A 15,988-nucleotide genomic window follows, 5' to 3' on the forward strand; every position below is an offset into this window, starting at 1 on the left:
CTATTAAGCAGCTGGTGTCTCTTTGTTATAAACAGCTTCATCAAGCTCTTTTTCGCTTTTGCCGATAACAGCAGAAACCATAAGGTCACCACAAACGTTAACGCTTGTTCTTGCCATATCAAGAATACGGTCAATACCAGCAACAATCGCTAGACCTTCGATAGGAAGACCAACAGTCGTTAATACTAAAGAAAGCATGATCAAACCAGCACCTGGAACACCAGCAGTACCGATAGAAGCCAAAGTAGAAGTTAAGATAATCAACAAGTAATCAGAAGTAGATAGATCAATACCGAAAGCTTGTGCAATGAATAGTGCACATACACCTTGGTAAAGTGCTGTACCGTCCATGTTGATTGTTGCACCTAGTGGCAATACGAAACTTGCAACACCTTTAGATACACCCATCTCTTCACGAGAAGCTTTAATTGTTGCAGGCAAAGTACCAGAACTACTTGTCGTAGTGAAAGCAACCGCTGCTGGGTTTAGCAAAGCTTTCAAGTAACGAACTGGGTTTAAACGCGCTACAAAGTTGATAATGCCTGTGTAAACAACCAAGACGTGAAGAACACAACCTAGGTAAACCACACCGATTACTTTAAATAGAGGTAGAAGAATTTCGATACCGTATTTACCAGAAACCCAAGCCATCAAGCCGAATACACCGTATGGTGCTAGCTTCATAACAAGTTCTGTTAGCTTGTACATAGCTTCTGCTAGGCTATCGAAAAGAGCAATGGCTGGCTTCGCTTTCTCGCCACATAGGCTCAAGGCGATACCAAGGCCCAATGCAAACACGATAATTTGTAGAACATTACCAGCTGCTAGAGCATTTACAGGGTTCTTTGGAATCAAGTTAAGTAGAGTATTTACTAAGCTTGGTGCCTCTTTACCTGCCGCAGCGGCATCAGTAATAGCCATGTTTAAACCAGCACCTGGAGCAAAAATATTACCCAAAGTTAAACCGATCGTGATAGCAACAGCCGTTGTGCCAAGGTAAATGACAATAGACTTGATACCAATACGTCCCATTTTTGCACTGTCTTCCATGGAAGTAACACCCACCACTAAAGAACAGAAGATTAACGGTACGATAAGCATTTTGATCGCATTAACGAACAAAGTACCAATTGGTTTTAGGTATTCTGCGTCTGGACCTAAGATAGTACCAACAAGCACACCCAAGCCCATGCCGATAAAGATTTTCTTCCAGAGAGGTAAACCTCCCCAGAAGCCTGACTTTTTCTCATTTTGCATAGCTATTTCCTCTAAAAATATAGTATTAAAAAATGGTTAACAACTATATTGATAGCAAGGGGCATGCCATAGAGAGAAAAACCAAATAAGATATTGTTTTATAAAGATTTATATTGAAATAAGCAAATAATAAGAAGGCTTTGTAACGGTATAACCATTATTATCAGATACTGAAAAATTATTTTTATTTTCTTTAAATTTCAATAACTTAAGTGGAATATAACTTAAGTTATATTAATAACTTAAGTTATAGGCCTTTTTCTATGAATTAAGAGGGTGTAGTACGACTTTTCAGCCGTTTACTCAGCGCTGGCTGGGATATACCCAATAGCCGAGAAGCAATCGACTGATTGCCATTTGCTCTACGCATGGCTTCATCTACCAGTAATTCAGCAGATTCCTGCAAGGTAGGTAAAGGCAGATCATTCGGATAGAGGGAGCTAGTTTGGTTCTCACTAACAGCTATTTTGGTGTCCGCACTTTCACAAGCTCGTTTAAAAACACTCATAGACAGTACACCACCCCGGTGTCGGCTAACGGCATCAAAACATAAGGCTTGCAGCTCTCTAACATTCCCCGGAAAAGAGTAATTTTGCAGCAATACGGCAAGTTCCTTTGGTGCCGTTGGCTTATTCACTTCCAGTTCATCTGCAGCTTTCTCTAAGAAGAACTCTAACAATAAAGGAATATCAGCCAACCTTTTTCTTAATGGAGGCAACTCAACTTGATGCATACATAAACGATAATATAAGTCCCTTCTGAAGCTACCATCCATCTGTTTAGCTTCTAAGTCTTGATGTGTCGCGACAATAATACGGGCGTTCACTCTTTTAGGGGTATCTGAACCTAAAGGGTAATACTCCCCTTCCTGTAACAGGCGCAAAAGCTTGACCTGTGAAGACAAGCTCAAGTCACCAATTTCATCAAGAAACAATGTTCCCCCGTTTGCTTGCTCTATCATCCCTAGACGAGCTTTATCTGCGCCACTAAAAGCCCCTCTATGATGTCCAAATAGAGTATCGGAAAAAAGAGTGTCATCTAGCCCAGCCACGTTCATACAAATCAGCGGTGCTTTGCGTCCGCTTAGATTATGAATGACCTGAGCTATCGCCTCTTTCCCTGTGCCACTCTCACCCGTTATCAGCACATGTCGATTATTTTTCGAAATGGATTCGATGTACTGGAATACCAACTTCATGCTTTTATCTTGAGTCACGATATCTTCGAACGCTTCTGGGTTTTGTAATGCTCCAGAGAAAAACAGGCGACGCATTTCTTGGTTTTCAAGACGCATCTCCTGCATTTTTATGGCTCTTTTTATACCGTCCACTAATCGAACTTGGTCCGTTGTCTTAACAAAGTAATCAAATGCTCCAAGACGAATACAATCCATTGCCGTTTCTAACTGATTCAAACCACTTAACATAATGACATTGATGTCTGGGTGACGTTCGACAATTGCCGATAGAAGCAGCTCACCCGATAGGTAAGGCATATTGACGTCAAGCAAGACTAGGCCGATATCGTTTTTCTCGATAAGGTCCATCGCCTGTCGGCTGTCATCACAGGTGTATACATGGTTAATACCGACCGTCATTTCCAATAGCAGACTAAAACTTCGTAGAAATGATGCTTCATCATCAATTAATAAAATACCGAAAGAAGGGTATAGGTTTTCTCTCACGCTTTAGAACTCCTTTGATTAACAGGTAAAGAAAGCACTACTCGTGTTCCTACTCCAGAAATAGACTCGTATTCTAAAGTACCACCATGTTCTCTAACAATTCCCGATGAAACAGAAAGGCCTAACCCCATACCACCCTGATCTCGTTTTGTTGTAAAGAAAGGGTCATTCAGCTTAGGCAGGTTTTCTTCTTTAATCCCCTTGCCTTGGTCTTGAATTTCTAGGCAAACCGATTGGCTATGCTCCTCATAATAGGTCGACAACACTATTTCATTGTCAGTGCTGGTAAGTGACTGACAGGCATTCACAATGAGGTTAATAATGACCTGTTCAATTTTCTGGGAGTTTCCTAGGAAGGTTGGCAAAGGCTCTCTTAATACTTTCGAAAATGAATCTGTGGATTTTTTGATGGTGTTATCGACCAAGCGAATAGACACCTCAACCACAGCATTTAGGTCAACTTGCTCACCTAGCTCCAAAGAACCTTGTCGAGCAAAGTCTCGCAAATCATCCACTATCCTATGGATACGGTTAGCGCCAGTAGAGATATCTTCAAGCATGCAGGGTATTTGCTCTCGCATTCTTTCATAAGGTAAGCCACCTAAATTAAAATCACCGTACTGTTTATAGAAGGTTTCATATACCTCTTCACTGTCCCGCAATACATCCTTTAGCATGGACAAATTCATCAAGACTAAGCTACAAGGGTTATTAATTTCATGGGCAACACCTGACACCAAGACCCCTAACGACGCCATTTTGTCGGCTTGAAGTAACTGTTGCTGCTGCATTTTGAGTTCTTTGGTACGACGGTCAACTTCTTGCTTCAGCATCCTATTCCAGATAACGATACCGCCAAGTATTAACAATAAAAGCACCGATAAAATAGCGCCTGTCTGGCCTACTTGCTTCCATGGAAATGCAGGCTTTTCTAAGCCCCCAATCCACTTATCATAAATTTCTTGCTGCCTTCCGGTGTTTTTTAAAATGGCGAGACCTTCACTAAACTTGGCCAAAATATCTTCTCTACCTTTCATCACGCCGTAGCCGTAACGCTGGGCTGAAAACGATTGTCCAATCGACCTAATGTTAGATAAAGCGAATTCTCTTCCCAGATATAAACCGGGAAGGTTCGCTATGATGGCATAGTCATGTTTACCCGAGGCTAATAGTCGTAACGCATCCGCATGGGTATCGACTGTAATTAAAGTGACATCAATATTTTGCGTCAACATTAAGTCATGCATAATGCCACGCTCTTGCACTATGACCTCTTTACCACGCAAATCTTCTATTCTTGCCACCGCTTTGGGATTATCGTTCCGCGTAAATACAGACTGATTAATAATGGCGTGATGGGGCGAAAAGTCGTAACTCTCTGCCCGTTGCTCAGATTGAATGATGCCTTGCAAAACATCAATTTCACCCTCTTGAATGAGGCTTCGCATTTCGGACCAATTGCCTAAGCGGATATCAACATTAATACCCATCACCTCAGCAATTTCTCTCGTCAACTCAGTGTTATAGCCAGTTGGATTCCCCTCTTTATCCAAGAATTCATAAGGGGGGTAATTAAAATCGCCGCCAACAACAATAACTTGATTGAGATTACTAGAGAGGTCTCTTGCCAATAAGGGGGAACTTGAAATGAGAAAAATAAAACTCAGCATAAAGCTAAGACTTATAAAAGAATGCATAACCGACTATCTAACCTCTAATGCGCGGAAAAATTAATAGTCAGAACCATACTTTACTTTGTCTCATTCGTCATCAAGGTAACCAAAAGAGAGATGTATTAAAGGGGTTTGGAATAAATACTGTTAGACAAAGCAATCAAGCTCTCATTATTGCGGAAGCATTTGCTTTTTACGCATCAAGAAAATAAAAGCAGCCCCACCAATAAGACCAGTAATAATACCAATAGGCATATCTTCAGGGGGAATCAAGGTTCTCGCTATAATATCCGCAGCCACTAAGAATATTGCCCCCAATAAAGCGGAAAGAGGTAGCACTTTACGGTAATCAGCCCCAACCAGTATGCGCACTATATGGGGCACCATGAGACCCACAAACCCTATAATGCCAGAGAAAGCCACAGCTGCGCCGGTTAATAAAGCGCATATTATGATGACTGCCAAACGAAAACGAACAACAGGGACACCAAATGTGCTGGCACTCTCGTCCCCTAAAGTCATTACATTCAAGTAGCGAGCCTTATACACCAAGTAACTTATTCCAATGATTAAAGCGATGAAGAGAATACCCAGTTGATCCCATTGAGCTAACCCAAAGCCCCCTAACATCCAAAAGATAACAGTATGGGATGAGCGGTGATCGCCCATAAAGATAAATAAACTACCTAAAGAAGAAAGCACAAAGGAGATCGCAACACCCGCCAAAACAAGGCGCCCCGCATCATAGGCTGACGAGAAATTGGCAACAGCTAATACAAGCAAAATAGACGACAAAGCTCCTATGAAGGCAAAGATTGGGACTGTCATAGCGCCCAAAATCATACCTGTATGTAACAAAGCAATCACAGCTCCAAAAGCCGCGCCTGAGGAGACGCCTAATAAGTGAGGATCTGCTAAAGGGTTACGAGTCACAGACTGTAAAGCCGCACCAACAACAGCCAGTGCACAACCCACCATGGCGGCCAAAAGAGTGCGAGGAAAACGAACAGACCAAATGATATTCTCTCGGCCTAACGACCAAAAAGGCTCGATAGAGTAAATCGATAACTTGCTGGCTATAACACTCCATACAACTGGCTGACTAATGGTTACAGCACCAACGCCAACAGCCACACCAACTAATAAGACTAACAAACAAGCTAAGATTGACAGCAAAACTGGCAGAGGAATATCCCCTGCTAGCAAAGTCGACTTTTGATTATTCTTCATTACTGACTTCTAAATGCCTTCGCTAAACGCTTAATAGCCTGAATATTTTGTGGACCCGGTGTTGCTTCCACGTATTCTAGGACCACAAAACGGTTATTCTTCACTGCTGGAATATCTTTGAACGTCTCAGTATTTCGCATAAAATCAATTTTTTCTTGGGCAGTCACTTCCCCATAATTGACGATAATAATGACTTCTGGCTCTCTATCAATTACGGCTTCCCAGCCAATTCGTGTCCAACTTTTCTCAACATCATCGACAATGTTCTTACCGCCAGCCGCTTCAATTAAGGCAGTTGGCATACCTAGTCGGCCTGATGTAAAGGGTTCATCTTGGCCTGAATCATAAACAAAAACACTTGGCACATCGGTTAATGGCGTTAAGGCGCTATTAAAATTGATTAATTCTTGCTTGTAGCCAGCTACCAGCTGATTGGCTTCTTGCTCACGATCAAAAATCTTCCCTAGATTGACAAGGTCTAGGTACATATCCTCAATAGAAGCCTTTTCTTTATCCATAATGTGGATACAGCTCTCAGTGAGCTCATATACCTTAATTCCCAAAGGAGCAAGCGTATCAGGCGTGACACCGCCTCCCACTTTCATACCATAGTTCCAACCCGCAAAGTAAAAATCGGCTTCAGCACCTAACAAGACTTCTTTCGTTGGGTATTTAGGGGATAATTCTGGTAATTCCCCTATGCCACTTCGGAAACTTGGGTGAAGTGTTTTCCAACCTGAGACACCAGTAAAGCCAACCATATGATCCTGAAGCTTAAGGGCAAGCATCATTTCTGTGAGGTTTACATCATTCGAAACAGCCGCTTTTGGGGCTTGATTAAAAGTGACAGTACGATCACAACTTTCTACCGATACAGGGTAATGGGAAGCTTGTACAGCTCCCGATTGTAATGCAGTAAACAGAACGCAACTTGCAGATAAAAAAGTGTTTTTCACACTCTTTGGGACGATGGTAGACATCAGTACTCCTAATAATGATTAAAGATAAAAAGAAAACCTAGGGCGCTGTGTGATTGGGTGACAATCGATCACAGTATCAACATCAAAAACCTGTTTAATGCTTTGCTCCGTAAATGCCTGACTCGGTGCAGAACAGGCTTGCATTTCGCCATCTTGCATAATCAAGACTCGATCGGCATAGGTAGAAGCAAGGGATAAATCATGGAGGGAAATAATTAGAGTGCATGGCAGCTTAGCCAGTAAGTCCAACAGCTCTAATTGATGACGAATATCTAAATGATTCGTTGGCTCGTCAAGAATAAGAACATCAGGACGTTGAGCAAGTGCCCGTGCAATCAGAACTCTCTGTCGCTCACCACCCGACAATGTACTAAAAAGACGGTGTGCCAGATGCTCTACATTCATCAATGACATAGCTTCTTCAATCAAGGCACTATCGCTCTTTGAGCGACGCCATGTATGAGACTTTGGCGTTAAACCAATTTCCACCATATCAAATACAGAAAGACCTAAATCTCCCGGCGCATCTTGCAACACAGTAGCGATACGTTTCGCACAGTCGTGGGCAGATAAATCCCATAGACTTTCGCCATCTAAGAATACTTGCCCCTGAGAGGGTTGGTTAATTCGATATAAGCAGCGTAACAGGCTCGTTTTTCCTGAACCATTTGGCCCAACAATCGCTAAGAACTCAGCAGGTTTAACCTGTAAGCTAACCGACTTCACAAGCGACTTATTAGCATTAGGCCCCCAAGAAACCGACCGCAACTCCATACTAGCAGGCCGACACTTCGCCTCTTCTAGTGTCTTAGCTTGCTTTTGTAGTAACTCTAATTTCTGGAAAGTAAACGCACTGGCTAGGGATTTGGCATTCATTAATACATCAACCACACATAAGATATGTTATAACATAACATTTAATAGGTGATATAATCCAGTTCTAATTGATGATTAGAATTTAAGAAACAGAACCCCACAACACAGGTTTACTCGCTACACCTTCATCTCTTTAAAGTCTGGGTTATCAAGGCAATGTTTTTTCCAAGCCGCATTAATCACTCTCACTTCTTTTTCGATCCACTGTTTAAATTGGATTACTTTCTGATATCGAAAGTGAGGTGACGGAGCAACCAAATAAAAGTCATAACGAGATTTCATATAAATAGGAACAGGGCACACCAGTTGGCCTTTTTCTAATAGCTCATACACTAACCCAAATCTTGTCATGGCAAAGCCTTGTTTAGATAACAGCGCCTCAATGAGAGCGGTCGAATCCCCTATTCTTAAATGGGAAGTAATAGGCAAATCAAAGTCATTGAGGAAGCGCTTAATCGTTGGACGAATATGTTGCGCATCAGGGCCGGAATCAGCAATAAATGGAATATTGGTTAAGCGCTGATAAATGCTTTCGTCTTTGCGAACCAAATCAGGGTGGCAAACAGTCACTAAGTTTTCTTCAAAAAGCAGTGAAGATTTCAGCCCTTCGTAATTGCCTTGTCCTAATCGGATACATATATCTAGGTCATTGTTGGTGAAGTTATCGATATTCAGACTAGGGCTAAGATGTAAATTAATGCTCTCCGCTTGATTTTGAAATGCCGCCAACCTAGGCACCAACCAACGACTGGCAAAAGAGGGCAATGAGCTGATAACCAAGGTATTGGGATTTGGGTCTTCTGTTATTCCCTTCACCCCTTCTTCTAAAAGGTGGAATGCCTTCTCAATATACTCAAATAAATACTGCCCCTCAGGCGTTAAAATGACCTGCCGTGTTTGTCGATCAAATAACGTCACCCCAAGAGTACTTTCCAACAACTTAATTTGTTGGCTCACCGCAGCTTGAGTAACAAAAAGTGTCTCTGCTGCTTCTTTAAAACTAAGAAATTGCGCAGCATAGCGAAAAGCCTGTAAGGACTTTAACGGTGGAAAAGAACGTCCTATCGCCATAACAACCCCATAGTTAAGAAAAACTTAACTAAAGCATATTTTTCTCGTTTGTGAAAGTAAGTGTATTGATCAATTATCCTACTAAACAAACACCATAGAAAAGAGGCTAAAGGAGAAGATCATGAACGTTCAATCATATAAAGAAGAAAAAGCGATAGATTCATATGTGGAAGCAGTGAATACATGCTGCCAAAGTACATTAGATAAAGTGAACCAAAATAGACTAATTATGGTTCTCCAAAAGATCCATCACAATTGGAAAACAAGGCAAGCACTTCATTCACTAAGCTCATCTCAAATGGACGATACTGGTATTACAAGAGAAGACATCAAAGCTGAATTAAGTAAGCCCCTATGGAAGTAACCATTAAAGCTCAACAGGCCTAGGTGCTTGGGACAATCAAGCACCTTTTGGCTACACAATAGATTACAGCCACCTTGTTCCTTTTCCACTATAATCCATTTAGAAAATAACCTAATCCCTAGATTATTAGCGTGACACTTTTAAGGAATAAAACAGTGCAAGAAATTATCAACGACATAGACGTAAATCAGTATTTACCTGAAGCCATTTCGTGGGCAACCAATATCCTACTCGCTATCGTAATTTTACTGGTTGGCTTATGGGTTGCGAACAAAGTGCGCAACACCATCATCAAGATCAGCAAAAAACACGACAAGTTAGATGACACCCTATTCCGCTTTCTAGGCAGCGTTGCTCGATATATAGTGATGGCGTTTGTTCTTATTGCTGTACTTAATCGTTTTGGTGTACAAACCGCTTCTATTGTTGCTCTACTAGGTGCGGCAAGTTTGGCTGTTGGCTTAGCATTACAGGGCGCTATGTCAAATTTAGCAGCAGGCGTTATGCTACTTATCTTCCGTCCATACAAAGCAGGTGATTTCATCGAGGCTGCAGGCAGATTTGGTAATGTGACTGAAATTGACCTGTTCACGACTATCTTACAAACCTTTGATAATCAGCAAATTATCGTGCCAAACAGCCAAATTTGGGGTGACCAAATCATTAACCACTCACACTATAAAGTGCGTGGTGTCGATATGCACTTCGGCATTGCATACGATGAGAATATTGATGCGGCACGTAAAGTAATTATGGATGTCATCAACAACCACCCTCATATTCTTAAAGACCCTGCACCATTTGTTGAAGTGGAAACACTTAACGATAGCTCGGTGGATTTCCTAGTTCGTCCATTCTGTGAAGGCGAGCACTACTTCAGCATACTTTACTCTGTCCCTGAACAGATCAAGAAAGCATTGGATGAGAACAATATTGAAATCCCATTCCCTCATCGCAAAGTTATTGTGGTCAATGAAGATAAATAGTCTTAGATAAAAGACACTTGAGTTAGCGCATGCTGCAAACAGTATTTCGGCATGCGCTCTCTTACTAACTATTTGAACTCAATCCTTTCCCAAACCTAAGCTTTTTTCTGCATCGACATATTAATGATGGCAAGCACTGCAGAGCCTAACATCAACAATACAGAGATAGCGTTTAGCACGGGAGTACTGCCTTCCCTAAGGCGTTCATACATGGCCACCGTCAGTGGCGCATCAGAGCCCACCAGCATAAAGGTGGTATTGAAGTTCTCAAACGACATTAAAAAGCTCACAATGGCCGCACCAATTAATGCTGGTTTCAGATAAGGCAAGGTTACAGTAAACACAGCCATTATCGGTGTTGCTCCTAGATTGAGCGCCGCCTCTTCTAATGACAGATCGAACTTTCGTAAACGGGCACTAATAATTAGAGTACAAATCGTGGTAATAAAAGCAAATTGCCCGATCACAACTAGGGTTAAACCCGGTCTTAGGAACTCTAAATCAATAAACCAATAATCCTCGAAGTAATTAGCGACGCTACTGCTAAAAACCAAGATAGATACACCTAACAAAACACCGGGAATAACTAAGGGCAATAGCATCAATACATAAAGGAAAGACTTTCCAGGGAAGCTATAACGCTCGAATAAAAAGGCATTCGTACAGGCAACCAGTGTCGCACATAAAGTGGTTACTATAGCGATGGCACTTGATAAAGCGATGCTTTCCAGCAACTCTGAGTCAAAGAAAATACCGATTTTTTCGCCTGTTTCGCTAAAAAACCAACTAAGCGTAAAACCTTCCCAAGGGAAAGAAGGAAACAAACTGTCGTTAAAAGCAAAGGCCGCCACCACAACTAATGGCGCAGCCAGAAACAAAAAGAACAACACCAAATAACTGTGGTAAATACGATAAAAGAAACTGGTTTGCTTAATAGATGGAATCATGACTTAACCCATAGTTTTCGTGAAAGATTGGCCAGTCACTTTCAAACCTAGCCAGACAATGAGTGAAGACAAGAGCAGGAGTAAAATACCAAAGGCACTGCCCTGCTCCCAATTAAAACGGGTAATAAATTGGGTATAAATTTGCTCTGTGAACCAAAGGCTATCTTTACCACCAAGTAATACAGGCGTTAGGTAATTTCCTAGGGAAAGCATAAACACTATGATGCAACCAGACACGATACCCGGTGTAGCATGGGGAATAATAATCTCCCGCATGATATTCCAGTTATTGCCCCCCAAGTCATAGCCAGCCTCAATATAGCTGTCATCTAAGCTATCCAAAGTACTCACTAAGGGAACCACCATGAAAAGCATGGCGCTGTACACTAGTCCCAGCATAATGGTGGCATCCGTATATAACAGCTCAACACCTGAGTCCGCTAAGCCCAACCATTGTAAGCCACTGCTAATCACGCCTGACTCTCTTAGCAGAATCATCCAACCAAAAGTACGCACCAATTCACTGACCCAGAAAGGGATCAAGCACATAGCGAATAGAATACCTTTCGATCGTCCTTTGATCATTTTGGCAATAAAGAAAGCCACAGGGAAAGCAATTACTAAAGTTAGCGCAGTCGCCAAAATCGACATGATCGCCGTACGCAAGAAGGTTCGCCAATACAGGGGCTCATTAAAGAACTCGCCATAAAAACTTAGCGTTAGCCCACCTTCATCTGGATCGCTCAAAGAGAAGCTTAATAACTCAATATGAGGCAAGATAATCAGCAAAAGTAACCACAAACACAAAGGTGCTAACAGCAACCACATGCCGAGTTTTATTCGAGAACGACTACCTGAGGCAGTAGAGCTAGAGACTAGCATTCATCTCCCCTTGCTTTTCACTAAAGCTCAAAGCCTGCTTTGCACTAAAGGATAAATACACAGCATCTCCTGCTTTTAGCCCCATAAAGTCAGCCGTTTGAGGCATAGCAGCGGTAATACACCCTCCGCTTTGCTTATCAATTGCGATAATTTGTGATTTCGCACCATCAAACAGAATATTTTCCACTTGGCATTCAAGCTGATTCTCTAAACAGTTATCCATTGCAGATAAACTTACGGTAATGGCTTCTGGGCGTACAAACACATCGACATTAGAAGAAACAGGAATATCTGACGATTGACTCACACAGTCTAGGGTCAGCCCATCATTTGTCGTGACTTGATACTGAGTTTGATGGTCTTCTTGGTTAACAGAAGACTTCACCACACCAGACCAACGATTCGTATCCCCCACAAAACTGGCGACAAATGCAGTTTTTGGCTGGTAGTACAATTCATGGGGCGTGCCAACTTGCTCAAACTTACCTTGGTTCATCACGGCTATCTGGTCACTCATTACTAAGGCTTCAGATTGGTCATGGGTGATATAAACAAAGGTGGTACCAAACTCTTTTTGCAACTGCTTAAGCTCAATTTTCATCTGCTCACGTAGTTTAAGATCCAAAGCCCCTAGAGGCTCATCTAACAGCAACAAGGTTGGATTCAGAACAAGACACCTTGCCAGAGCTATGCGCTGGCGTTGACCACCAGAAAGCTGGTCAACTCGTTTTTTACCACTATCAGGCAAACCTACACGCTTCAATACTGCAGCGACTCGCTCAGCAATCTCTGCTTTCGCAACACCCTGTCGTCTTAGACCATAACCAATATTTTGCTCAATATTCATGGTTGGGAATAAGGCTAAATGCTGAAACACCATATTGATAGGACGTTTATTAGGTGGTACGTCTAATACAGATTTGTTCTTAATTAGAATATCGCCACTAGTCGGCGATTCGAAGCCTGCTAGCATGCGTAAAAGCGTTGTTTTCCCGCAGCCTGACGGCCCAAGAATAGAAAAAAACGAGCCTTGTGGAATGGTAAAAGAAACATTATCTACCGCAGTAAATTCAGAAAAATGTTTACAGATATTCTCACAGGCTAAATCGATAGCATCGGTTTGCATAACAATGTCTTATTAAAAGGCTTTTATAAAAAAATCGCGCTCACGAATGTGAGCGCGAATATGGTAGAGAAAGAGAGATTAGTAAGCTTTAACGCGATCTAAAATCTTACCTTCAATTTTTTCCAAACCTGCTGGAACCGGTGGGTACCACTTAATGTTGTCGATGTCTGCTGGTGAGAAGCTGGCTTGATATTGTGCTTTTAGCTTAGCATCTACATACGCATCAGAACCTTTAGAAGCTGTAAAGTTACCAGCAGATTCTGTAATCATGGCAGCAATGTTTGGCTGCATTACAAAGTTAATCCACTTGTAAGCTGCTTCTTCGTTTTTCGTTTTACGAGGAAGAACGAAAGTATCGATCCAACCTAGAGCGCCAGATTTCGGTGCCACGAAGTTAATGTCAGCGTTGTCTTTGTTCAGTTTCCAACCACCAGCATCCCATGCCATTGCCGCTGTTGTTTCACCTGAGCGCATTAGGTTAAGCATGGCATCGCCACCGCTCCAGTAAGCTTTCACGTTAGCTTTACAGTCTGTTAACTTCTGACCGACTTTTTCCATGATTTGCTGGTACTTATCTTTGTCAGCATAAGCCGCAAAAGGGTCTTCACCCATTGCGAAAGCGAAGCCGATCAAAGTTGGGCGTTTTAAACGGTAGGTTACTTTACCTGCATAAGCTGGCTTACATAGGTCTGTGTAATCTTGAATATCCGCAGCATCTGCTTTATTCACAATCAAGCCACTTGAACCCCAAACGTGAGGAACAGCGTAAACATCACCACCTAAAGTAGACTGATCTTTCGTAGCTGCCAACATAGATTGGATGAATTGAGAGCTATCAATCTTGCTTAAATCTAGAGGCTTATAGATGTTGTGAGCTTTTTGAGCGCTAGTAATTCGGTCTTGGCTAGGTTGAGCCAAGTCAAAACCTGCGCCACGAGTCGCTTTTAACTTAGAGATCATCTCTTCGTTATTCGACTTAGTGACTTTTACTTTAATACCAGTTTCTTGTTCAAATAAATCCACCACTTCTTGAGGAGCATAACCACCCCAAGTCAATAGGCGTAATTCTTCAGCAGCTTGTGCTGACACAGAGAGAGATAGAGCAATCGCAGCAGATAGAACGGTTAATTTTTTCATCTTGGCCTCTAGTTAAATAAAGCAATGTTTAATTTGGACTAAGGTCGAGATTAGCAAGGAGTTAAGACACTTTTGTGACAACCACCTGAGTCCATTCGAATTAAAACCCGTTAATAAAAGTGCTCATCGCTCCTTCACAAGGCACCTAACAAAACAAAGCTATTTTTATGCCAATAACAAAGTTAGTATAAAAAATAGTCATTCCTATTATCATATTTAAATTATTTCCTCTTACCTTAGAGGAACTTAATGAAATCTAGCTTTTTAAAATTAGCCGTCCAAAAATAAAAGCTTGTATAAATGGGAAGCTATACTCCTCTTTGTTTTCACATTGTGGGCTAAGTTTTCTACTTAGGGCGCACTAAAATAGGGATAATTAGAGAGGAACACCATGAAAAACTTAACACTTAAACTTTCCGTTTTATCTGTATTTGCACTTCCTTTTGGAAACGCATTAGCAACAGCACCAAACGTACCAACGGAAGCACCTTATATTGTGCTGAGCAAGAACTTAGATGAACCTAATGGCTATGGTTTTTGTATCGACACTTATGGCCGAGGCCAATCCGAACTTATGCAGACCCACACCTGCAAGCCCAAAAGGCCTGAAGGTACTCCCAGAAATGACTCTTCTCACGATGTGCGCTTTGAATATAAGGCCGCAACACAGCAAATAAGCTCTTATGCGTTTGAAGGGCAATGTATGCAAGTATTGAGAGCGACAGGCAAGACCTCATTCGCCTTACTGGAATGCAGCGACCACCCCCACCAAAAATTTGTCTATCAAGAATCCGATAGAACATTACGATTAGATAAAGACCCTAGCCAATGTGTTGTAGTAGAGTCAAATACAGAAAAAGCTGGCCCTTGGGTTAAGCGCCAGTTAGCACTACTTGAGTGCGGAAAAGTGGATGCTGACCTTAAGCAATGGACTGTAGTTGCTGGTTAATTTCGAGCACGAATAAAGTCTAATACGACTCTGTAGTGAGCTGCTAAAAGTGTTTGTAGCAGCTCACTTCTCCAATATTGAACGTTTTCATTTATCTATCGCTTTTATCTCACCATTATTCAACTATAGGCACCTAATTGAGATAGAAGATCTTAATTAGAAACGTCAGTTGAATCACTACGAGACTGCGTTAACGAGCTATGACGAGAAGCTTTGATGAGAAGTAAGTTAGGAATCTTATCGTGTAAGCCTTGCTTTTTATTGGTCCAACCGACCATAAAAAAGCCAATAAATAGAATAAGACCTGATATTACTTTTAATACATTACGGGCAAGGCATTGAAAAAAATCTGGCTTACCTCCATCTGGAGTCACCACTTTAATGCCCATTATTTTTTTCCCTACACTCGCCTGCCAAATCGAAGCCTCAAGCAGAATCCAATATATAAAAATTACGTAAAACTCAATATCACTTGACGATGTTTTCTTGATGCTTAGTTCCGTTTTCGGGTCAATGAGACTTCTCTTGGTTGACACTTTCCCTTTATCATTTTCCTCTTTTTTCACTTTATAATAGTTTGTCCATAAATCTAAGACCTCAACTTTTTCAATAGATGCTTGGTCTTCAGTATTCTCAGAAACAACAGTAGTCGTAGTAAAAAGACCAAATGGAACTTTAACTAATATTAAGTTAGGTGCAATGAAACCAATAAACAATGCAAAAGGAAAAACGATGATTGAGACAACAGCCATATCGATAAATAAAGCTACCAGTCGTCTCCAAAAACCTGCGAAATCAGATCTATTAAATGTAACCATTCTCTCCC

General features: G+C 41.5%; 15 protein-coding genes. 3 read left to right on the plus strand and 12 right to left on the minus strand.

Features of this window, described 5'->3' with window-relative positions:
* Window positions 1–3 precede the first annotated feature (3 nt).
* The 7 genes from OFY17_RS09590 to OFY17_RS09620 form a co-directional block, all read right to left on the minus strand.
* Window positions 4–1,257 carry a dicarboxylate/amino acid:cation symporter gene (locus OFY17_RS09590; RefSeq protein WP_263530509.1) on the minus strand — a complete coding sequence of 418 codons (1,254 nt, stop codon included), beginning with the start codon at window positions 1,255–1,257 and terminating at the stop codon, window positions 4–6.
* A 268-nt stretch (window positions 1,258–1,525) separates the two neighbouring features.
* On the minus strand, window positions 1,526–2,941 hold the full coding sequence (locus OFY17_RS09595; RefSeq protein ID WP_263530510.1) for a sigma-54-dependent transcriptional regulator: 1,416 nt from the start codon (window positions 2,939–2,941) through the stop codon (window positions 1,526–1,528).
* The gene (locus OFY17_RS09600) at window positions 2,938–4,611 is read right to left on the minus strand and encodes a transporter substrate-binding domain-containing protein (RefSeq protein WP_263530511.1); all 1,674 of its coding nucleotides are present in this window, start codon (window positions 4,609–4,611) and stop codon (window positions 2,938–2,940) included. The genes OFY17_RS09595 and OFY17_RS09600 overlap by 4 nt, the downstream gene beginning before the upstream one ends.
* Window positions 4,612–4,785: 174 nt before the next feature.
* A complete protein-coding gene (locus OFY17_RS09605) occupies window positions 4,786–5,844 on the minus strand; it encodes a FecCD family ABC transporter permease (protein WP_263530512.1) in 1,059 nt (352 codons plus the stop codon).
* Window positions 5,844–6,824: an ABC transporter substrate-binding protein gene (locus tag OFY17_RS09610; RefSeq protein ID WP_263530513.1), complete on the minus strand. Its 981-nt coding sequence runs from the start codon at window positions 6,822–6,824 to the stop codon at window positions 5,844–5,846. The genes OFY17_RS09605 and OFY17_RS09610 overlap by 1 nt, the downstream gene beginning before the upstream one ends.
* Before the next feature lie 18 nt (window positions 6,825–6,842).
* Window positions 6,843–7,700, minus strand: a complete 858-nt coding sequence (locus OFY17_RS09615; protein ID WP_263530514.1) for an ABC transporter ATP-binding protein — start codon at window positions 7,698–7,700, stop codon at window positions 6,843–6,845.
* Between the two features lie 117 nt (window positions 7,701–7,817).
* Window positions 7,818–8,771, minus strand: a complete 954-nt coding sequence (locus tag OFY17_RS09620) for a LysR substrate-binding domain-containing protein (protein ID WP_263530515.1) — start codon at window positions 8,769–8,771, stop codon at window positions 7,818–7,820.
* Between the two features lie 121 nt (window positions 8,772–8,892).
* Between OFY17_RS09620 and OFY17_RS09625 the strand changes: the two genes are divergently transcribed.
* Window positions 8,893–9,135: a DUF1127 domain-containing protein gene (locus OFY17_RS09625; RefSeq protein WP_263530516.1), complete on the plus strand. Its 243-nt coding sequence runs from the start codon at window positions 8,893–8,895 to the stop codon at window positions 9,133–9,135.
* A 155-nt stretch (window positions 9,136–9,290) separates the two neighbouring features.
* A complete protein-coding gene (locus tag OFY17_RS09630) occupies window positions 9,291–10,121 on the plus strand; it encodes a mechanosensitive ion channel family protein (RefSeq protein ID WP_263530517.1) in 831 nt (276 codons plus the stop codon).
* Window positions 10,122–10,216: 95 nt separating this feature from the next.
* Here the strand turns inward: OFY17_RS09630 and OFY17_RS09635 are convergent, their stop codons facing one another.
* The 4 genes from OFY17_RS09635 to OFY17_RS09650 all read right to left on the minus strand — a co-directional run bounded on the left by OFY17_RS09635 (window position 10,217) and on the right by OFY17_RS09650 (window position 14,213).
* Entirely contained in the window at window positions 10,217–11,068 is an 852-nt protein-coding gene (locus OFY17_RS09635; protein ID WP_263530518.1) for an ABC transporter permease, read from the minus strand.
* A gap of 3 nt (window positions 11,069–11,071) precedes the next feature.
* The gene (locus tag OFY17_RS09640; RefSeq protein WP_263530519.1) at window positions 11,072–11,950 is read right to left on the minus strand and encodes an ABC transporter permease; all 879 of its coding nucleotides are present in this window, start codon (window positions 11,948–11,950) and stop codon (window positions 11,072–11,074) included.
* Complete coding sequence (locus tag OFY17_RS09645) at window positions 11,937–13,076, minus strand: ABC transporter ATP-binding protein (RefSeq protein ID WP_263530520.1); 1,140 nt, start codon at window positions 13,074–13,076, stop codon at window positions 11,937–11,939. The genes OFY17_RS09640 and OFY17_RS09645 overlap by 14 nt, the downstream gene beginning before the upstream one ends.
* Before the next feature lie 78 nt (window positions 13,077–13,154).
* The gene (locus tag OFY17_RS09650; protein WP_263530521.1) at window positions 13,155–14,213 is read right to left on the minus strand and encodes an extracellular solute-binding protein; all 1,059 of its coding nucleotides are present in this window, start codon (window positions 14,211–14,213) and stop codon (window positions 13,155–13,157) included.
* A 391-nt stretch (window positions 14,214–14,604) separates the two neighbouring features.
* Here OFY17_RS09650 and OFY17_RS09655 point away from each other — a divergent pair, with 391 nt between their 5' ends.
* Window positions 14,605–15,162, plus strand: coding sequence for a hypothetical protein (locus OFY17_RS09655; protein WP_263530522.1), 558 nt, complete (start codon window positions 14,605–14,607; stop codon window positions 15,160–15,162).
* A gap of 152 nt (window positions 15,163–15,314) precedes the next feature.
* On the opposite strand, the gene OFY17_RS09660 is transcribed toward OFY17_RS09655, so the two are convergent.
* On the minus strand, window positions 15,315–15,980 hold the full coding sequence (locus tag OFY17_RS09660; protein ID WP_263530523.1) for an RDD family protein: 666 nt from the start codon (window positions 15,978–15,980) through the stop codon (window positions 15,315–15,317).
* Window positions 15,981–15,988 lie beyond the last annotated feature (8 nt).

The organism is Marinomonas sargassi, from assembly GCF_025716875.1.
In the GTDB taxonomy this organism is placed as follows: domain Bacteria; phylum Pseudomonadota; class Gammaproteobacteria; order Pseudomonadales; family Marinomonadaceae; genus Marinomonas; species Marinomonas sargassi.